We start from the raw sequence: 20001 nt of genomic DNA on the forward strand, positions 1-20001 counted from the left end.
TCAAGGAAGTTTTAAAAACAAATTTGCAAAAAATTGCTGTCGTTACTCACGCAGGCAACATACGCAGTTTTTTAAGTTTTGTATTATCTTTACCCCTTGAAAATTCTTTTCGCATTCGTTTAAATTACGCAACAATAGTTGCGGTAATATTGAACGAAAATAATAATTTCAATCAACTTATTTCCATTCAACCTTTCAAACATTATGGTTAATCAAAAAATCAACATCAGAACAGGCGTATTACAACTCGTCTCACACTAAAATAAATCATATACAAAGTAGATTTTATCCCGTAAGGATCGTTATTGGTAGCATTAAAATCATCTCTACCCCTTTTCTACTCTGTAATGGAAGGAGAGTAATGATTATGCTAGCGATATTGAGAGGCTGTCCAAAAAGGACGCATGTAGCACAGAATTTAATGTGTAAATACTTGATTATCAAGTTATTAATAAATATCAGGCTGAAGTCTGTATTACTTTTCGGACAACCTCAATTAAAATGAAGCGCACCTAAAAGGTACGATACATGCTAATTTGTCTTACGCCTCAGTTACCTCCTCAAAAAACTCTAACCAGCAGCCATCGGGCGAGCGCACGGCGAAGGCTTCTACTTTGCCATAGGGCGCTATGTTTGTGCGTGTAACCGGAATTTGCAAGGCTGCGCCGTTTTTTTGCACAAAGTCGGCGTAGGCACGCAGCCCCCGCACCGGAAAGCGGAACATCAGCACGCCGCGATTGGGCGGCACAGCTCTGTCGGAAAAATCTTCACCTGTTACGTTGTCAATTTTAATGATGTCCAGCATGTGGTCGCGTGAACCATCGGGCGAAACAATCGCCAGATGCGCGGGCGCATGAGGGGCTATGTTATAGGGAAAACCAAAAATCGTAGGGCCGGGTGTATCGCGACAAATCGTCAGTTCATTGAGCAACTGAAAGCCTAACTGATTAACGAAGAAGTGTTTAGCGCGTTCCAAGTCCTGTACAATCATTGCCGAAAGATAGACGTTGCTCACAATGTTGCGTCCGCCCTCCATCACAGGTTGTGGCGGATCTATCCGATGTACAAAGGCGATCATGATCTCGTCATGCCCTTTCATGAGCAGTTCTTCGAGCAAAAAGGGCCCCATCTGCATCTGTACGGGATTGCTTATGCCGTGCCAGCCCATTTCGCGCAGGTCGTTGTGCACTTTTTGCAGGTTATCTGCGCGTAGGTCAATATCTAAATAGCCGCCTGTATCCCAAGTCTGCGCACCGGGGCGGATGTAGTCCTGCGCTATGCCGTTGAATTTCAGCAGCCGGATTTGTCCTTTGTCTGTGCCGGGCAGCCTGAGCAGCATTTCGTCTGCGGTACAGGCTTCGGGCAGTTGCCAGAACGCGGGCTGATGGCGGTCGCCCACAGTTTCGTGAACAGGCTGCCAGCCCATGTAGTCGCGGTAAACAGCGGCGGCTTTTTCAATATTGCCAACGCTAAAAACCACTTCGGTGTAGGGAAAAAGTTGGAAAGACATAAGCTAAGAGATTTTATCGTTCAGGTATGCTTCAAGAGTGTAGCCGTAGGTTTACGCATCAGTAATACACAAAGCATAGAAAGCACAGACAGCACAACCATGATTTGTATGCCGGAAACATAGCTACCCGAAGCGGTGCGAAGATAGCCAAGCCAATAGATACCCAAACTGCCTGCCAGCGTGTCTGCCATGGTAAAAAAGCCAAGCAGTTTGCCATATGCAGGGCCCTCGTAGTAAGCTGCCAATACAATCTGGATCATGGTAAACGTGCCGCTGTAGCCAATGCCATAGACTACTGCAGCAGTATAAAGCATTTCTATGCCCGTTGCAGCGGCTAATTGCCACGCCAACGAACCCAAAGCCATGCAGGCACTCGCCAGCAGCAAGATATATTTGGGCGAAAAACGATCGCTCAGAAAGCCAAAAATGACTTTGCCGAGAATACTGCAAACAAAGAACAAACTCAGCAATGTACCGCTTGTAGAAAGCGCTACCTGCAAATCCTTCATGTAATAAGCCAAATGCTGAATCAGGGCGGTGATGCAAAACCACATGACCGCCGTAACGAACAGCAACAGGTAAAACAGCGGTTCGCGCATGGCTTGTGTGAAGCGGCTAATAATAACTGTTGTTTTTGATGTGTTATTTGCCATCCGATCCCTTGTCGCTGCCTTGCCGTCGGGTAGTAGCCCAAGTTCGAGCGGCGAATCTTTGATCCAAAATAGCGGCGGCAAGATCAGGACGATGCAGGCAATCAATAAGCCGAGTGCAGCAGTTTGCCAGCCGTATTGCTCAATCATCCATGCTGCCCACTTAGGAAAAATCGCACCGCCCAAACTCGAGCCCATCAAAAAAATACCTACGGCTATCCCTCGATATGCGAAAAACCAGCGGTTGAGCAATACCATACCCGGTAGGATGCCGGTAAAGGTTAGTGCAATGCTGTAGAGCACATAGATTGCGTACAACTGCCATAATTCGGTGATGAAGTAATAAGCGCCGAGGCAAACAATCATACAGATTGCACCAATAGTCATTACAATTTTCGGGGTAGTTTTATCCAATATGAGGCCCAGCGCAAGTGCAACAAAACTGATAAAAAAGTACAGTAGCGAAGGCGGCCCGGCAACTTGTTCGTGTGTCCAGCCGTGCAAGGCTTTTAATTGTGCATTGAGCAGCGGCAAAGTACTTACGCCGATACTACTCAACATGTAAACAATGAAAATAGCTGCCAAGATGTACCAGCCATAAAAGACGTTGCTCATAGCTGCCGGGTAATTTTTCCTTCAGGATTGATCGTGTAACGGCGGATTTGTTCGCTGCGGTCTTTCTCTACTATGGCCTCCTCTGCGCCTGTCGGCTCGTAAGTAACTTTTACAAGACTTTGTTCGAGCGCAAAATTCGGGGCTATTTGCGTGTCGGTAGTCGCGTATTCGTCGCCTGTACTGTAGCTGTCTTTGATAAGAAGCTCGTCTATCGGGCGACCATCGGGCGTGTAAGTTGCCAGTAGCAGTCGCAAACCATTGTCTTCCTGTCCCAAAGTTGCCAAAATGAGCGACACAAAATTGCCATAGTCGGGCAGACGATACATCGGATAGCACTGATACGCATCTTCAAAAATACTTCCTTTGCGCAGAAAGGTTTTCAGCTCAGCATCCCGCAAGGGGCTGGCTGCCGGAGCAATGGAGTCGCTGCGAGTATCGTAGGGCAGTGATTTTAGGGGAAACTGCTGCACAAATCTTAGCAAGGCCTCGTTGCGAATTTCGACCAACGGCTTTAGCACGGCTGTACTCGGCTCACTTTTAACTTCTTGCTGCGAAGGCTGCGAACCGCAAGCCATCAGGCCCATGCACCATAATGCCAAAAACCTGCAAACACTTAGCTGCCCAAACGCGTTTGAAATCCGATGAACTTTCATATAGCTTTATCCTCAATTTCAACAAATTAACGAAAGAAAATTAATATGCGCCGTTTTTCTTTGTTCAATAAATTACTGCTTGTAGCAACTTTAACACTGAGTTTTGCAGGCTGTACGCCCAAGCGAGTAGTTTTGCAAGCTCGATTTGAACCGGGTAGTGTTCCCGCTCGCCCCGACTACAGCCGTATGGAACACTGGGCTGCGCACCCCGACAAACGAGATGCGGCGGATCGCCTGCCAAAAGTGGACAGTCTGCGCGATAATCAGGCGCAAGCGCCGGCAGATGTATTTTTCATCCACCCAACGATTTACACCTATAAACCTACTAAGGGCTACGAATGGAACGGCGACCTGAACGATGCAGACCTGAACCAACGGGTGGACAGTTCTACGATTCTCCATCAGGCGAGCATTTTTAATGCGGCAGGGCGCGTATTTGCCCCGCGCTATCGGCAGGCACATCTCTACGCTTACTTTACACCTAACCAAGCCGATGCCAAAGCCGCATTTGACACAGCTTATGCCGACGTAAAAGCAGCGTTTAAATACTATTTACAGCATTTCAATCAAGGCAGACCTTTCATCATAGCTGCACACAGTCAAGGTACACAGCACGGCAAGCAACTGATCCGCGAACTGATTGACGGGCAGCCGCTACAAAGGCAACTGATTATCGCCTACCTTGTGGGCATGCCTACTCCTGCTGACTTTTTTACCAATATTCCCGTTTGCCAAAATGCAGATGAAACAGGTTGCTTTGTAACGTGGAATACCTACGCCAAGGGCTATACTCCCCCCAATCATGGCAAGGAGCTATGCAAAGCAGCGGCGACCAACCCGCTCAATTGGACAACCAACGGACAGGCAGCACCCGCAAGCCTGCATCTGGGAGGAGTAGGTCAGAAATTCAAGCCGATGAAACCCGGGCTGCACGATGCGGCAGCGCAACAGGGCATGCTCTGGATCAGCCGCCCGAAAGTTGCAGGGGCCGCCTTAGCCAACATCAAAAACTGGCATCGGGCCGACTATAACCTGTTCTACTTCAATGTCCGCCAGAACGCACAGGAACGCGTAAAGGCGTATCTGCAACGCTCGGCGCAGCGATAGCTTTGCTTTTAATCACTGCATATGTCCGCCATAAGCCCGACCGTTCTATGCAAATAGCTAACATCGGCTATATTGCGGCAACAAACCGCACAGAACAATGAGTAGCACAAGGGCAGAAAAACACATGCCTCGAGCCGCTGTTGCTGCCATGTTCCTGATCAATGGCTTTGCCTTTGCTACTTGGGCTTCGCGGATTCCAGTCGTCCAGCAAAACCTCCAACTCAGCGCAGGTGAATTAGGAACAGTACTGCTGGGGCTGCCTATTGGTTCGCTGCTGTCCCTGCCGGTTGCAGGCTGGCTGACGGCGCGTTTCGGCAGCAAGTACGTAACCATTATTGCCGCCTTTGTAAGCTGTTGCATGCTCCCGCTGATAGCGCTGGCTTCCTCGGCGTGGTTGCTGGCCGCGGCGCTGTTTATGTTTGGCAGCGCGGGCGATATTCTCAACATCGGTATGAATGCGCAGGCTGTTGTGGTAGAAGACCGTTGGGGCAAACCGATTATGTCCTCTTTCCACGGGCTGTACAGCGCAGGCGGAATGCTTGGCGCTGCTTTTGGCGGCATCATGGCAGAGACAGGTTTTGCGCCGCTGCCGCACTTTCTGGTCGGCGGCGCAGTAGGTATTGCGCTGCTGCTTGGCTTTTTTCGTTTTCTTTTGCCCAACGATGCGCCTGTAGATAAAAGCAAACCACTTTTTGCCAAACCCGACGCGGTGCTGTGGTGGCTGGGGCTGATTGCCTTTTTCTGTATGCTGGGCGAAGGCGCAATGGCAGACTGGAGTTCGGTATTTCTGGCAGAGGTAAGCGGCACTACGGCGGGACTTTCTACACTTGGCTATACAGCTTTCACCATGGCAATGATGGTTGGGCGCTTCTTCGGCGATCGGCTTGCGCAGCAACTGGGTCAGGTGCGTCTCATCCGCTTGAGTGGCTTGCTCGCAGGCAGCGGAATGTCGCTGGCCTTGCTCGCGGCTACGCCCTTTTGGGTAGTGGCAGGTTTTGGACTTGTCGGCTTGGGGTTGGCGACCGTCGTACCGATGGTCTATGGCGCAGCAGGGCGCTCGCAAACGATGCCGGCAGGAGTTGCCATTGCCGCAGTGTCTACTGTTGGCTACACGGGCTTTCTCATCGGCCCGCCTGTTATTGGCTGGGTAGCAGACTTTTTCGATTTGCGCACTGCTCTGATCCTCGTTGCAGTACTGGCATTCAGCATGGCAATTATAGCTCCCAAAGCCCGTAGTTAAAGTCGCACCCCGACAACTAATACGTCGTCCACTTGCGGATGGGACTGTTTCCAGTCGTCAAATACCGCCGCCAACTGCTCCCCCTGTACGGCTACGGGTTTTTCTGCCAAAGTAGCGAGGGTTTCTCTGAAGCGCCGCACCATAAACTTCTTCCCTTTCTTTCCACCAAACTGATCTTGAAAACCGTCAGAAAACAAATAAAACATGGCAGGCTGCCCTACTTGTATGCTTTGATTGTGGAAAATAATAGCCTCGCTACTGCCCCCAATAGACTTTTTAGTTGGTTTGAGTTCGTAAAAATCTGCACCGATGATACTATAAACGGGATTCATAGCTCCGGCAAAGTGCACCGCATGGCTATTGCCAACCGTTTCGATGCAAATAATGCTAATGTCCATGCCGTCTTGCGAAATTGCCTCTGCATTGTGCCGCAAAGACTGGTAGATACCTGTGTGCAATTCCGAAAGAATCTGATCGGGTCTGAAAATCTGCTTTTCTACAACAATCCTTTGCAGCAGCGTGATACCAACCATGCTGAGCAGAGCACCCGGCACACCGTGTCCGGTACAATCAGCTACGGCAAGCACAGTAGTATTATCCGACTGATGTACCCAATAAAAATCGCCACTGACAATATCACGCGGGCGGTAGAACACAAAATGCTCCTCAAAAGCCCGCTGCAACTGCTGCGCCGAAGGCAGGAGCGCACGTTGGATATGCTGCGCGTAGTAGATGCTGGAGGTCAGTTCTTCATTGATCGTTTGAATATCGCGTTTTTGCTGTCCCACTATCTCCAGTGCAGAAGAAAGTTCTTCATTTGCCTGATTGAGTTCTTTGTTTTTCTCTCTGATCTCTGCCTTTTGCTTTTGCAGCAAACTGTTTGCCTGCTGTTGGCTGCGATAAGCCCATATCAGAATAGCGCCTCCTACCAGAAACAAGGCTGCAACCGCTGCCAGCACAAAGAGTTGCAGCCGCTTATTGGTATTTTCCTTTTCCAGAATAACGATTTCCTGCTGCTTCTTATCAATTTCAACCTGTGCTTGCAGGCGTTCTACCTGCCGCGTATTTTCCTGATTGATAAGGCTGTCTTTAAGACTGAGGAGTTGCTCGTGGTAATAGAGCGCCTTTTCGGGTTGGCGCAGCGCTTTGTAAGATTTGTAAAGCGTTTCGGCGGCTTCGCGCATGTAGTCCATCGAACCTATTTGCTGTCCGGCCGCCATGGCCGCATCTGCTGAAGCAATCGCTTGCTGCCATTCGCCCATCATCAACTTAACTTTGCCTAATGCGTTGTTGTTGGCAGCAGCCAGATAAGGATTAGACTGATTGACGGCTGTTTGAGTGGAAAGATTGAGATATTCCAATGCACGAGCCACGTCTTCAATCGCAATATAGATGCTGCCGATATTATGGTAGATCACGCCGATGCTGTAGGTATCCCCCAGTTTTTGGGCAAACTGTAGCGCACGTTGCTGCGTTTGCAGGGCGGCATTCCATTGTCCGAGCCGCTTTTGCTCAATGCCTATGTTAGTCAGAATGTACAGCGTTCGGGTGTTTTCTTTGCCCTTAGATAATCGCTCGGCAATGGCCAACGAGCGCTCATAGTAGGATAAGGCTACCTTAGGCTGGCGCAGATTTCGGCCATATACAATCCCGATGGCGTTGTAGGCATCGGACATACCCAAAGAATCGCGCAGGCGCTCGAAAGATTGGATTGACAACAAGATCGCCTCTATTGCCTGTGGGGCTTTGCCTTGCACGTCGTAGCCTTGCCCCAGCAGCAGCGCCAAGTCTGCCTGCCCGCGCAACCAACCCTGCGTTTTTGCTAATTCCAATCCTTTTTTGGCGAAGAAAATAGCCGTGTCAGTATTGTTGTAAAGCATAACATCGGCAATGTTGAATAGGGTGCGGGTGTATAGCGTATCCTTTTTTGGCTCGCGAGTTTTTAATACCTGCAACAGGCTGTCAAAAACCTGCTGTGAACGACCTTCGAACGGCAGCAGCCAACTTGTAAGGATGAGCGTGAATGTTGACAAGCATATTTTTATTGGCATTAGCAAGTAGGGTTTGTACTTGTAAATGTCGCCAAATCCTGCTATTTTCAAACAACTAACTTCGAATGAGAATGAAAAAAGTATGTGTGATCGGTGCAGGCCCCTCTGGTATTACGGCTGCCAAAAACTTGCTGGATGAAGGTTTAGATGTTACAGTTTACGACTATGGCAAAGAGGTAGGCGGCAACTGGGTATTCAGCGAGGAGGAATCACACTCCAGTGTATTTGAAACAACGCACATCATCAGTTCTAAGACACTCTCGCAATATGCAGACTTCCCGATGCCTGCCGACTATCCCGATTATCCTTCCCACAGGCAACTGGCTGCCTATTTTCAGGCTTATGCGCGTCATTTCGGCTTGTATCCGATGATTCATTTTCAAACAGAAGTCAAAAAAGCTGAACTTACACAAGAGGGCAAGTGGCAGATTACGATCGAGCAGCAAGGGCAAATCTCAACAGCAACTTTCGATGCCTTAGTGGTTTGCAATGGGCATCATTGGCAACCGCGCTGGCCCGCCTATCCCGGTCATTTTACAGGCGAATATATTCACTCGCATCATGTCAAGCGATTTTCGCGGTTCAAAGACAAACGCGTGCTGGTGATCGGCGGTGGTAATTCTGCCTGCGATGTAGCGGTAGAGAGTAGCCGCGTTTCTGCCCGCACCGACATCAGTTGGCGGCGCGGCTACTGGATCACACCCAAGTTCCTTTTTGGTGAACCTGCCGATGTGGTAGGCGAGCGCATGAAGATGCTGCCGCGCTGGCTCTGGTCGCGGATCTCAGAAATTGGCATTCGCCTCAAATTTGGTACACATAAGCACTACGGGCTACCTGCACCCGACCACAGTTTTGGACAAACACACCCGACGATCAACGATGAGTTGTACTATTTCATGCGGCACGGCAAAATTCACCCGCGACCCGAAATAGCCCGCTTGGAAGGGCAGACGGTCTATTTTACCGACGGCTCGCAGGCGGACTACGATACTGTGGTTGCCTGTACGGGCTATGTGATCGCCCACCCGTTTTTTGACAAATCTTTCATAGACTACTCGCAGGGCAAAGTGCCGCTCTACCTGCGCATGATGCACCCGACAATCCAAAATCTGTACTTTATTGGGCTGTTCCAGCCACTGGGCTGTATCTGGCCGGCGGCAGAGTTGCAGGCAAAAATTGCAGCCAGAGAACTGGCAGGCAAATGGCAGCGTCCGTCCAACATACAGGCACTGATTGACAAGGAATTGAAGAACCCCGATTTCAGGCAGATCAATACACCGCGCCACACGATTACGGTGGACTTTCATCGCTTTTCGGAACGGCTACGCAGGCATCTGCCCAAGGATTATGTGCGCAAAGAACCGCGGCGGCAAACGCATATAGTTGAGGTATAGCCTCAAATACAGAAAATTGTAGCGATTTCGATGGTTGCCTCGCGGCTACCCCAGAGCGCAAACGGTATCTAAGCAATCAACGCTTGCAGACCAGTGAAATATTCCATTCCGTACTTTTGCGCACCCTTGTAGAAAACCTAATTGATCAGCAGGTATTTGCCTTTGAAACTGCATGGTAGATGATTCATTTTAGCATAAGATAGTACACAATTCAAAAAGTTTGCGCTCGTTGCAGTAAGAATTTACCGCAACGAGCGCAAAAGATTTGCTGTGCAACCTCAGCGCTATGATTCTTTAGAAACTGTACGCCACCGTAAAGAATGTACGGCGCGGCAGGAACGGAATGCCCGGAATTACCGTCGCATTGGTAGGCGCGGAAGTAGCCACGACGGGGTTGGTTATGTCCAAAAGCCACAAAATTTCTTGCGTATCGGTCAGGTTGCTTACGCGCACCGAAAAGCGGATATCATTGCCGTTTTTCAGCGTTGTTTTGGCAAACATGTTGCCGTTGAGCAGCATCACATCGGCCAGTTTAAAGCGATTCAGCTCGTCGCCGTAGCGGTTGGCCATGTAGTTGCCATCAATGCCCAAACCTGCGGCAAATGACTTGCTAAACTTGCGTTCATACTGCGCGTTGAAGTTCCAAATAGTACCCGGCACGTTTTTGATTTTTTTGCCTTTCAATTCGGATTCTGGAAGGGTAAACACCGAAGTTAGGCGCAAGCCGTTCGGAATGGATAGAAACTCACTGCTTTGCAAGGTGAGCGAAGTGCGCAGCAACAGCCCCTTCGCCCATGAAGGCGTATAAGTAACTGTTCCTTCGAAGCCTTGGATAGCCACAGAACCCTCGCTGATAGAGGTAGATTGCGGCGGGAAGCCGGGCGCTACATCGCGAAAACCTGAAATAATGCGGTCATTGATTTGAGTATAGTAACCCGCTACGTCAAAGCTCAAATCTTCGTTTAGCGCCGATGTGCGGAAGCCAATTTCCGCATTGTAGATTGTTTCAGGTTTGTCTATCTGCGTTAAAAATGGGCGGTTGTTGGTATCAATCGGGCGGTAATTAATCAAACCGGGACCTAACTGCTCGGGCGGAGGCTGCTGTCCGGGAACGCCGCGCAGCATATTGACGAACACTTGCTCATCGGGGGCGCGGAAGGCGCGTACAAAATTGCCATAAATCGCAGTGTTTTTGCCTATCAGGTAGTTCATGCCTAGCGTTGCGCTAAATGCGCCAAGGCTTATCTCGCGGCGGTCGGTGAAGTTCGACACAAACAGAGGCCCTGCAATTTGTCCATTAGCAGACTTAGGCAAGAAGTGCAGAATATTGATGTTGGTGTTGTCGAAACGCAATCCGAGATTTATTTTCAGTTTGTCGTTAACAAACGATGCCTCATCACCCACAAAAACAGAAGTGTTCATCACACGAGAATAGGTATCCGAACCGCGCAACAGGTTGGTTGTCAGGATGCCCGGAATCGCGCCGGGGAACGGCGTGCGCAATCTAACCGTGCCGTCGCTTAGGTCTGATGCCAGGAATACGCCGCTTGCCAATGCGCGTTGCTCGTAGTAGCCCAAGTAACCGCCGGCGGTAAGCACATGCTTGCTGTTGCCAATGGTCGCTTCTTTTTTCAAAATCAACTCATCGATAATATCAAACATCTTGCGTTCGCCCGTCGAGTTAAATACGTTGGCAAACAGTTGGTTAGGATTGGCTGCCGGAACGACATAAGCGGTAGCTGTGATAAACTTCGTACCCAAATCGGCGCGCTGATAGCGCAGGTTGTTCTGAACAGAAAACCCGCTGCCAAAATTGTAGTTGAAACGCATACCGATAGAGCGCACGTCGCCGTAGTTGCCGCGCTCGTTGGCTTTGCCGACATTTACCTGTTCGATATTATTAGGGTTGCCGCTAATGGTTTCTGTGCTGCCTTGAAACAGCGGTACGGTTGCGGCGGTAATGCCTGTTGGTCGAGTGAAGTTTACGCTCTTCCATACATCGTCCCAATCGGTAAAGCGGTTAGTGAAGCGGCTGTCTATCTTTAAATCGCTTACGCGTGTTGGTGCGGCTACATTATTAAACAAATCTACGCTGCGCAAAGTGCCGTAAATGCGGATGCTGCCTTTATCGAACAAATAGTCAAAGTTGCCACGGAATTGATAGCCTTTATCTGGCCCTGCTTGTGTGCGGAATCCGGGATCGTTCAGGTAGAAGCCGCCCACGTTGTAGCGCAGTTTTTGAGTAATCGCACCGTTTACGTTTACACCTGTTTGGGTCATCATGCCGCCTTTGGCAGAGGGCGAAGGCGATAGAATTTGCTCAATTGTGCCGTGCGTTTTTTCGCCGCCTGTTTTACTGACGATATTGTAAACGCCTGCCGCCGCCGAACGTCCGAACAACGTTGCTGCCGCACCGCGCACTACCTCTATGCGCTCGATGTTCAAATCTTGTTGGAAATATATGTCATAAGGGTTGCCGCTGCCGGCGTAGGCAGGCAAGCCATCAATGAGCATAGTGGTGTATTTGTCCTCCGTGCCGAGGTTTTCGGGGAAACCGCGCATAATAATATTGGCGCGCACACGCCCTCGTTGAGAAGCTACAAATACGCCCGGTGTAAAGCGCAAGGCATCGCCGATGGTAGGCGCAACCTGTTTGAGCAACTCCTCGGCATTAAGAACACTTACCGCCGTTGTCGCCTCAATTTTACGGACAGGTTGGCGGGTTGCGGAAACGACCACATCATTCAATACGCTGGTTCCCGTGTTGATGGTAACGTCTAAGGTTACGGTTTCGCCGTCCTTCACGCTGACAGTTTGCACGACTGTTTTGTAGCCTATGCCCGAAAACTGCAATTGCAGATTGCCTGCCAGAACGGATAGCGAATAAGCGCCGTCCGCTTTTACAACCGTACCCGTACTTGTACCTATAACAAGCACATTAATGCCGGGCGTCGGTTCGCCGGTTTCGTCTTTAACAACGCCTTGTATGACACCGCGTTGCGCCATAAGGGTGTGAGAAGCGAACAGCGCGCTCCACGTCAGAAGAAGGGTGAAAAGTTTTTTCATTGCTGATTACAATTAGGTAAAAAGATTTAAGAGCAGTGAAAAGTTATGAATGATTAAGGACATTAACTATTGTTGCAACCATTATCTTGTTAAAAATCTGCAAATCTGCGTCTAAAGGCACTTTCAAATGAGTAAGAGCAAGGATTTTTGTGTGATTGGCTCAAATAAAAATTAAACAAAAAGTTCGCAGTATGATTCAAAAACTGTCTGCTGTAGAAACTTAGTCGCACCATAATATATCGTACGCTTCGGGGTGATCATTGATGACTTGCTGACTGTCAATCACTTGCACCACTTAAAGAGTATGTTGTATTTTGCTGCACTAAATAATTTGTAAACCCTTAAATCTTCAAAAATGTTTAACGACAGATACAAATACATGCTTGCGGTACTACTCACAGCCGCTTTCGCACAGCATCTGTTTTCACAAACTAAGGGTCGGGTAGTAGATCTTTCTACCGGACTTCCCCTTGGGCGCGCATCTGTGCAGTATCAGACACAACAAGTCGCCACAGATAATAACGGTATCTTTCTGTTAGATGATGTACAGCCGGGAGATACTTTGCAATTTTCGCATGTAGGTTACGAAACGCTACGCTGGCGCGTACCATCACAGGCAGGTGGTTTTACTATTGGATTGCAGGCAACCTACACCATGCTGAACGAGGTGTTAGTAACAGGGATGGAGTCAGATGCGCCACTGCTGCGCGTGCCTGCAGCAGTAGCCGTGCTTAGCCTTCGGGATTTGCAGCGCGATAACAACGTCATTATTGCGCCGGCGCTGAACCGCATTCCGGGCGTATTGATGCAGATCGGCACACTGAATACCAACAGACTGACGATCAGGGGAATTGGCTCGCGCTCGCTGTTTTCTACCAATAAAATCCGCGCCTATTTCAACGATATTCCACTAACGACGGGCGACGGCGAAACTACGCTGGAGGATATAGATCTGAGCCTCATAGACCGCGTAGAAGTTATCAAAGGGCCGTCTTCTTCTATCTACGGTGCGGGGCTGGGCGGCACGCTGCTGCTTGGAGCTTCGCGCGCGGCTTTCAAACAATCGCAGGTCGGGACGGAGTATATGACGGGCAGTTTCGGGCTGCAACGCATGGTTAGCCACGCGCAGTCGGGCAATGAGCGCGCCAACATCCGGTTTGTCCACAGTTACCAGCAAGCCGACGGCTTCCGCGAAAACAGCGCCTACTTCCGAAACCTGCTTTCGCTGCACGGGCAGTTTTATGCAGGCGAAAACACGACGATCAGCCTGCTGGCTAACCGCATCAACGTAAAAGCCTACATCCCAAGCTCGATAGACGAGGCTACTTTTCGCAACAATCCACGCGCCGCAGCGGCTAACTGGCTCGCGCTGCGCGGCTACGAGGCTTACAAGAAAACGCTGGCAGGTACTTCGGTAGAGCATCGGCTCGATACGCGCTGGGAACTGACAGGTAGCCTCTTTATGCAACAGCGCACCAACGACGAGCCGCGCCCCTTCAACTTCCTGCGCGAATCGGCGCAGGCAACAGGCGGCAGAGGCAAACTGCAATACAAAGCTGATAACGGGGCAGGATTGGTTTTCAAAGCGCTGCTGGGAACGGAGATTTACAGCGAATTTTACAAGTGGCAGACTTATCGCAACGCGGGCGGCAGGCAGGGCGCTATCCTGAGCGACAACGAAGAGCGGCGCAGCTATATCAACCTTTTTACGCAGGCAGAACTTGCATGGAACGAACGCACAACGCTGGTTGCAGGGCTGAATTTTAACCAAACGACCTACGACTACACCGACCTGTTCCGCGCCAACAACCGCGATCTTTCGGGCAGGCGCAACTTTGGCGCAGTCTTCTCCCCTCGACTGGCGCTCAATCATGCATTTGGCGAAGAACAAGCCGCTTTTGTAAGCATCAGCCACGGCTTCTCGCCGCCGACACTGGCAGAAACGCTCACGCCAAGCGGACAGATTAACCCCGATATTCGCCCGGAAACAGGCATGAACTACGAAATTGGCTGGCGCGGACAGTGGCAAAATCTGCAATACGATGTATCGGTCTATGCAATGGACATCCGTAATTTGCTGGTTGCCCGCCGCACAGGCGACGATGCTTTCGTAGGCATCAATGCAGGCAGAACCCTGCACGCGGGCGCGGAAGCCGCCCTGCAATACGCGCTGCTCAAAAACAGGCAGCAACAGCCTGTACTGCAAGCCTTCGCCAATTATAGCTACTCGCCTTACCGCTTTCTGGATTTCAGGGATTTAGATGCAGACTATTCGGGCAACCCTTTGACAGGTGTGCCGCGCCACGTACTGGCTACGGGCTTAGATCTGCAAATCAACAAGGGCTTCTATGCTTCGCTGAACCTGCAAGCAGTAGGAGCAATGCCTATGCGCGACGACAACACAGTACAATCGGAAGCCTATCGCGTGCTGAACAGCCGCGTGGGTTACAGGCGCATCTTTTTTAAGCATTTGGCGATACACGCGTACGGCGGCTGTCTGAACATTACCGACGAGCGCTACGCCAGTATGATTTTGGTCAATGCAGTAGGTGCTGTACCGCGATACTATTATCCGGGCGCACCCCGCAACTTTTTCGGCGGTCTGAGCCTAAGCTGGGTGTGGTAAAAGCCCGTGTAATACGCTTTTCGGGGTATTTGTAACAGCTATTGATTGCAACTTTGCTTTGACCGTTGCCGTAACCGCTGACAGGGTGTCGGCATAAAGTTCGATGGGTGGAATGTTTACATCACAAACTCCATTTTTCAACTCGCGGGTGCGGGCTTCCTCGTTCAGCGGTGCAATGCCCGTTACACGCAGCATTCCTTTTTTGCCCCAGAGTACGCGATGTGTCAACAGCATCCGATCGGGAAGCAGCGTCGCAACAGTATCCTGATCTTGTTCCAACAGCTCCAGCAGCGGGTCAGTTTCCGTTTGCGCACGGACTGCCTGTGTCCAAAAAACCAACAGACAAGCAAATAATAGCGTGTAACGTTGCATGTAGAAAGATTTTTTGGAATAACTTCCCGATGCGCAATTATGTTGCAACAGCCAATCCCGTTATCAAATTTTAACACGTGCTTTTAAACTCTTTTTCGCTACAGGCTGTCTTATATGAAAATGGCTTGCCGATGAGAAACAAATGGCTTCTGATGCTGCTTGCAGGATTGATCACTGCCGCATGTGCCGATCGCGTGAAAACGGAAGATCCGCAACCTGATTTTAATGCGGCGCTGCGCCCTTACAACCTGTCTGTTCCCGAATACTTCAGCCGCAATATCAGGCTGCCCAACGACAATCCGCTGACCGAACAGGGCGTAGAACTGGGCAGGATGCTGTTCTACGATACGCGCCTTTCCTCAGACAACAGTATTTCCTGCGCCTCTTGCCATCGGCAAAATACGGCTTTTTCAGATCCTAACCGATTCAGCATAGGCGTGCAAGGGCGCACAGGCACGCGCAACAGTATGTCGCTTGCCAATCTGATGTGGGTTAATCGCCTGTTTTGGGATGGACGCGTTGCCTCAATAGAAGAGCAAGCGCTGCACCCGCTTCGCGATCCGAACGAGATGAACCTGCCTCCCGAACAAGCAGCGGCTAAATTACAGGGCATTGCCGAATATCCGCCGCGCTTCAAGCAGGTATTTGGCACCGAACAGATCAGACCCGAACATATCGCCAAAGCACTGGCGCAGTTTCAGCGTACACTCATCAGCGCCGACTCGCGCTACGACCGCTACCTGCGCGGCGAGTACCGCCCGACTTCGCTCGAACTGCAAGGCATTCAGTTGTTCTTTACCCACCCGATACCTGAAATCGGGCTGCGCGGCGGCAACTGCGGCGACTGCCACATAGGCCCGCTCGTTCAGGGCGATCAATCAGCTTTCAGAGGTTTCCACAATAATGGTCTGGATACAGATGCCAACCTTGCTCCGGGTTTGCAGGCTGTAACCAATAATCCAAACGATCGTGGTAAATTTCGAGCAGTTTCGCTGCGCAACATCGCCCTGACCGCACCCTACATGCACGACGGTAGATTCCGCACCTTAGAAGAAGTACTGGATCACTACGACCAACACGTCCAAATGAGCCGTACATTAGATCCGCTCATTATTGAAGCCAGCAACGAAATCCGTTTCGATAATGATGCACCCGTTAAACTGCACCTGACCGAACAGGAAAAACGCGCCATTCTGGCATTTCTGAACATGCTCACCGACAGCACCTTTATTCAGGACAGACGATTCAGCAATCCGTTTATCAGCAGGTAGCCAAAGATTAGTACAAGAGCCAACAAATTTTTTCTTGTGCTTATTTAGATTAAGTCTTAATTGATTTATCTTTGTACACCAATGAGACTAAAACAATGTTTAAGCCGCAACAGATCACGCCTCAGACGCTTCCCTCCGAAGTATTTTGTCAGTTTTCCTGTCACGAAAGCATTTGTCAAGGAAAAGATAAATGTTGTAAGAAGTATAAAAAGGGCAAGCGTTGCAAAAAGTGCCCCGACGCTTAGGATTGGGGAGCGCGCCCCAGCACTTTTGCCAACATTGGAGGAAGCGGTTGTTCCCTGCGCATTTTCTCCTGTAGTTTCAAAAAACCACCGATGAGCGCCTCCGGACGAGGCGGACAACCGGGTACGTAAACATCTACGGGTACAATCCTGTCCACGCCCTTTACTACGTGATAGCCGTACTGCCAGTAAGGCCCGCCGCAGTTCGAACAGCTACCCATAGAAATCACATAGCGGGGTTCTGCCATTTGGTCGTACAGGCGGCGCAGGCGGTCTGCCATCTTAAAAGTTACTGTTCCGGCGACAATCATTACATCTGCCTGACGGGGCGAAGCACGGGGAATAATTCCGAACCTGTCCAGATCGTAGCCCGAAGCATAGCCGCCCATCATCTCGATGGCACAGCAGGCAAGCCCAAAACCGAGCGGCCACATAGACGACAGCCGCGCCCAGTTGAGCAACTCATCTGCTTTGGCGAGGATAATACCGCCCTGACCTGTTTTTTCCTGAGTAACCGTAGAGGTGTTCACACCGCAATATTAGCAATTTATGGCTTACCTTTGTAAGGTAAACCATTCCATAGCGCAAATCGTTCTTAGTGTTGCGCACACTTCATTAAAATTATGATCCACTACACCATCGGAATAATTGGCCACCTCAGCGTCTGCACGGCTTTTGTTGCAGCATTGGTGGCTGTTTACGGTTATATTCAGGGGAGCCGCCAACCGGAAATCAACCGCGCGGCATGGCTCAGGTTTGCTCGTGGTGCTTTCTATGTCCACAGCGCCGCCGTTGTTGGTATTATTTACAGCCTTTTTCATATCATTTACAATCATTACTACGAATACCACTACGCATGGGATCACTCGTCTAACAACCTGCCCGTTCATTTTATGATTTCCTGTTTCTGGGAAGGGCAGGAGGGCAGTTTCCTGTTGTGGATTTTCTGGCACGTGCTGCTCGGGCTGGTGCTGATGCGCACTTCCAAACAATGGGAGCCTGATGTGATGCTCGTATTCGCATTGGTACAGGCGTTCCTAACCTCGATGATTTTGGGCGTGGTGTTCTTCGATGAAATCAAAATAGGCAGTTCGCCGTTTATGTTGCTACGCGAAGCCCGCCCCAACGATCCTATTTTCCAAATCAATCCCGACTTCATCCCGACAGATGGCGGCGGATTGAACCCGCTGTTGCAGAACTACTGGATGGTTATTCACCCGCCTACCCTGTTCCTTGGCTTTGCCGGCACGCTTGTTCCTTTTGCTTATGCGATTGCAGGTTTGCGTTCGGGACGCTACCGGGAGTGGATAAAACCTGCATTGCCTTGGGCACATGCTACTGCCCTTGTACTTGGCTTAGGCATTATGATGGGCGCTTACTGGGCTTATGAAACGCTTAACTTCGGTGGCTATTGGAACTGGGATCCGGTAGAAAACGCCGTGTATGTTCCTTGGCTGATTTTGGTCGGCGCTATTCACGTAATGATCGTATTCCAGCGTAGCAATACCGCACTGAAAGCCTCCTTCATCCTCGTGATTGCTACCTTTATCAGTATTCTGTATGCTACCTTCCTGACTCGCAGCGGCATTCTGGGTAACGCTTCGGTACATTCATTTACTGATTTGGGGCTTTCCGGACAGTTACTAATCTATCTGCTGGCTTTCCTTGCTGTGGCGCTGTTCTATCTGGTAAGTGCATGGAAACATATTCCAACCTCTCAGGAAGAGGTTTCTACCTACTCGCGCGAATTCTGGATTTTCATGGGAGCAACTACGCTCTGCTTAGCAGGTTTTCAGGTAATCGTACCTACCTCCATTCCCGTGTATAACAAGTTCATGGAACTGTTCGGCGTTAGCTCCAACATGGCTCCTCCTGCCGATCAGGTAGCGTTTTATACCAAATTTCAGCTATGGTTCGGCATCGCCATTGCGCTGCTTTCAGGAACGGGACAATTTTTCTTCTGGAATCGCATGGATGCAAAGCAACTGCGCGAGGCACTAATGATGCCACTAACAATTACGATGCTTCTCTCTGCTATTGTACTGGTGGTAGCAAAAATTGACAACTGGAAATACGTACTGCTACTGACAGCGGGCATTTACTCTATTGTTGCCAATAGCTTCATTTTGGCGCGACTGCTCAAAACCAAAACTTTCAAACTTTCAGGCGGCGCAATGGCACATATCGGCGTTGCGATGATGCTGCTCGGCATACTCGCCTCTTCGGGCTATTCTAAGGTAATTTCGCTCAACAATACGGGCTTGCTCTACAATCGCCAGTTTAGCGAAGAAATGAACAAGGAAAACCTGCTGCTCTTCCGCAATCAGCCGCAGCGCATGAAGGACTATACACTGGTCTATAAAGGTACGCGCCTGACCTCCCGCCAATTTCCCGGGTACATAGATCAGGCGGCGCTGCAAACAACCAACACACCATGGCTAATGGTCGCCAAAGAAGATTTGACCTATAAGGGCAAAACCTATTTTACCAAAGGCGATACACTGAACGTGTACAACGAAAATGTTTACTACGAAATCGAATACAGTACAGTTGAAGGCAGAACTTTCACACTTTACCCTCGCATTCAGTTCAATGAGCAAATGGGAACGGGCGGACTTGTACCCAGCCCCGATATTAGCCGCAACTTAGACCGCGACCTCTACACCCACATCACCAACATTCCCGATCCTGAGCAGGAGCGCAAGTGGAGCAATCCGGAAAACTTCACCCTGGCCGTTGGCGATACTTTCGTAGTCAATGATTTCATTGCTATTTTCGACGATGTACGACGCGGGCAGCAAATTGACGACGAAGATCTCAACGTATTTGCCCGCATTCGCATTTTGGATCGCGACCGCGAATACGAAGCCAAACCTGCCTACCTGATTAAAGGGCAGATGGTTCGTAAGATTCCCTATGTGAACGTAGATATGGGAGTGAAGTTGAGTATTGAAGAGATTCGCCCACAGGATAACACTTTCGTCATTCAGGCTTCTACTACACAAAAAGATTGGATCATTCTCAAAGCCGTAGAGATGCCACTGATTAATATCCTTTGGACAGGAACAATCATCATGTCAATTGGTTTTGGGATAGCCGTTGTACGTCGCTACAAAGAAGCACAGCCAACTACCATTACATCTGCAAAAGCAGTCAAAAGCGGGAAAAAGACTACAGTCAATGTTTAGCCTGTTATCCGGTTTT

Annotated in this window: 14 protein-coding genes; 7 read left to right on the top strand and 7 right to left on the bottom strand. The window is 49.9% G+C overall.

What is annotated here, in order from left to right; genetic code table 11:
* A partial coding sequence (locus tag ACWIP2_RS00630; RefSeq protein ID WP_448517950.1) for a histidine phosphatase family protein occupies window positions 1–212 on the top strand: 212 nt, incomplete at its 5' end.
* Between the two features lie 329 nt (window positions 213–541).
* On the opposite strand, the gene ACWIP2_RS00635 is transcribed toward ACWIP2_RS00630, so the two are convergent.
* From ACWIP2_RS00635 to ACWIP2_RS00645, 3 genes are read right to left on the bottom strand one after another with little or no spacing between them, the layout of a single operon-like run.
* Window positions 542–1510 (bottom strand): VOC family protein, encoded by a 969-nt coding sequence (locus tag ACWIP2_RS00635; protein WP_448517951.1) that lies wholly within the window; start codon window positions 1508–1510, stop codon window positions 542–544.
* Window positions 1511–1530: 20 nt separating this feature from the next.
* Window positions 1531–2775, bottom strand: a complete 1245-nt coding sequence (locus ACWIP2_RS00640; RefSeq protein WP_448517952.1) for an MFS transporter — start codon at window positions 2773–2775, stop codon at window positions 1531–1533.
* Complete coding sequence (locus ACWIP2_RS00645) at window positions 2772–3374, bottom strand: hypothetical protein (RefSeq protein WP_448517953.1); 603 nt, start codon at window positions 3372–3374, stop codon at window positions 2772–2774. The genes ACWIP2_RS00640 and ACWIP2_RS00645 overlap by 4 nt, the downstream gene beginning before the upstream one ends.
* 99 nt (window positions 3375–3473) lie before the next feature.
* Between ACWIP2_RS00645 and ACWIP2_RS00650 the strand changes: the two genes are divergently transcribed.
* Both ACWIP2_RS00650 and ACWIP2_RS00655 read left to right on the top strand, forming a co-directional pair.
* A complete protein-coding gene (locus tag ACWIP2_RS00650) occupies window positions 3474–4535 on the top strand; it encodes a DUF3089 domain-containing protein (RefSeq protein WP_448517954.1) in 1062 nt (353 codons plus the stop codon).
* 97 nt (window positions 4536–4632) lie between these two features.
* Window positions 4633–5775, top strand: a complete 1143-nt coding sequence (locus tag ACWIP2_RS00655; RefSeq protein ID WP_448517955.1) for an MFS transporter — start codon at window positions 4633–4635, stop codon at window positions 5773–5775.
* Here ACWIP2_RS00655 and ACWIP2_RS00660 read toward each other — a convergent pair.
* Window positions 5772–7808: a tetratricopeptide repeat protein gene (locus ACWIP2_RS00660; RefSeq protein ID WP_448517956.1), complete on the bottom strand. Its 2037-nt coding sequence runs from the start codon at window positions 7806–7808 to the stop codon at window positions 5772–5774. The genes ACWIP2_RS00655 and ACWIP2_RS00660 overlap by 4 nt on opposite strands.
* An 89-nt stretch (window positions 7809–7897) precedes the next feature.
* Between ACWIP2_RS00660 and ACWIP2_RS00665 the strand changes: the two genes are divergently transcribed.
* Window positions 7898–9220, top strand: coding sequence for a flavin-containing monooxygenase (locus tag ACWIP2_RS00665; protein ID WP_448517957.1), 1323 nt, complete (start codon window positions 7898–7900; stop codon window positions 9218–9220).
* A gap of 294 nt (window positions 9221–9514) precedes the next feature.
* Here ACWIP2_RS00665 and ACWIP2_RS00670 read toward each other — a convergent pair whose 3' ends face one another.
* A complete protein-coding gene (locus ACWIP2_RS00670) occupies window positions 9515–12286 on the bottom strand; it encodes a TonB-dependent receptor (RefSeq protein WP_448517958.1) in 2772 nt (923 codons plus the stop codon).
* A gap of 355 nt (window positions 12287–12641) precedes the next feature.
* Here ACWIP2_RS00670 and ACWIP2_RS00675 point away from each other — a divergent pair, with 355 nt between their 5' ends.
* Complete coding sequence (locus ACWIP2_RS00675; protein WP_448517959.1) at window positions 12642–14912, top strand: TonB-dependent receptor domain-containing protein; 2271 nt, start codon at window positions 12642–12644, stop codon at window positions 14910–14912.
* On the opposite strand, the gene ACWIP2_RS00680 is transcribed toward ACWIP2_RS00675, so the two are convergent.
* A complete protein-coding gene (locus tag ACWIP2_RS00680; RefSeq protein WP_448517960.1) occupies window positions 14895–15284 on the bottom strand; it encodes a hypothetical protein in 390 nt (129 codons plus the stop codon). The genes ACWIP2_RS00675 and ACWIP2_RS00680 overlap by 18 nt on opposite strands.
* Before the next feature lie 131 nt (window positions 15285–15415).
* On the opposite strand from ACWIP2_RS00680, the gene ACWIP2_RS00685 reads away from it, so the two are divergent.
* On the top strand, window positions 15416–16555 hold the full coding sequence (locus ACWIP2_RS00685; RefSeq protein ID WP_448517961.1) for a cytochrome-c peroxidase: 1140 nt from the start codon (window positions 15416–15418) through the stop codon (window positions 16553–16555).
* Between the two features lie 241 nt (window positions 16556–16796).
* On the opposite strand, the gene ACWIP2_RS00690 is transcribed toward ACWIP2_RS00685, so the two are convergent.
* Window positions 16797–17327, bottom strand: coding sequence for an NADH-quinone oxidoreductase subunit B (locus ACWIP2_RS00690; protein WP_448517962.1), 531 nt, complete (start codon window positions 17325–17327; stop codon window positions 16797–16799).
* A gap of 93 nt (window positions 17328–17420) precedes the next feature.
* Here ACWIP2_RS00690 and ccsA point away from each other — a divergent pair, with 93 nt between their 5' ends.
* Entirely contained in the window at window positions 17421–19985 is a 2565-nt protein-coding gene (gene ccsA, locus ACWIP2_RS00695; protein ID WP_448517963.1) for a cytochrome c biogenesis protein CcsA, read from the top strand.
* Window positions 19986–20001: the final 16 nt, after the last annotated feature.

It is taken from the genome of Rhodoflexus sp., assembly GCF_053489755.1.

Coding starts and splice junctions, on each gene's coding strand:
- ACWIP2_RS00635 (WP_448517951.1), bottom strand. CDS start 1,510: ATGTCTTTCCAACTTTTTCCCTACACCGAAGTGGTTTTTAGCGTTGGC.
- ACWIP2_RS00640 (WP_448517952.1), bottom strand. CDS start 2,775: ATGAGCAACGTCTTTTATGGCTGGTACATCTTGGCAGCTATTTTCATT.
- ACWIP2_RS00650 (WP_448517954.1), top strand. CDS start 3,474: ATGCGCCGTTTTTCTTTGTTCAATAAATTACTGCTTGTAGCAACTTTA.
- ACWIP2_RS00655 (WP_448517955.1), top strand. CDS start 4,633: ATGAGTAGCACAAGGGCAGAAAAACACATGCCTCGAGCCGCTGTTGCT.
- ACWIP2_RS00665 (WP_448517957.1), top strand. CDS start 7,898: ATGAAAAAAGTATGTGTGATCGGTGCAGGCCCCTCTGGTATTACGGCT.
- ACWIP2_RS00670 (WP_448517958.1), bottom strand. CDS start 12,286: ATGAAAAAACTTTTCACCCTTCTTCTGACGTGGAGCGCGCTGTTCGCT.
- ACWIP2_RS00675 (WP_448517959.1), top strand. CDS start 12,642: ATGTTTAACGACAGATACAAATACATGCTTGCGGTACTACTCACAGCC.
- ACWIP2_RS00680 (WP_448517960.1), bottom strand. CDS start 15,284: ATGCAACGTTACACGCTATTATTTGCTTGTCTGTTGGTTTTTTGGACA.
- ACWIP2_RS00685 (WP_448517961.1), top strand. CDS start 15,416: ATGAGAAACAAATGGCTTCTGATGCTGCTTGCAGGATTGATCACTGCC.
- ccsA (WP_448517963.1), top strand. CDS start 17,421: ATGATCCACTACACCATCGGAATAATTGGCCACCTCAGCGTCTGCACG.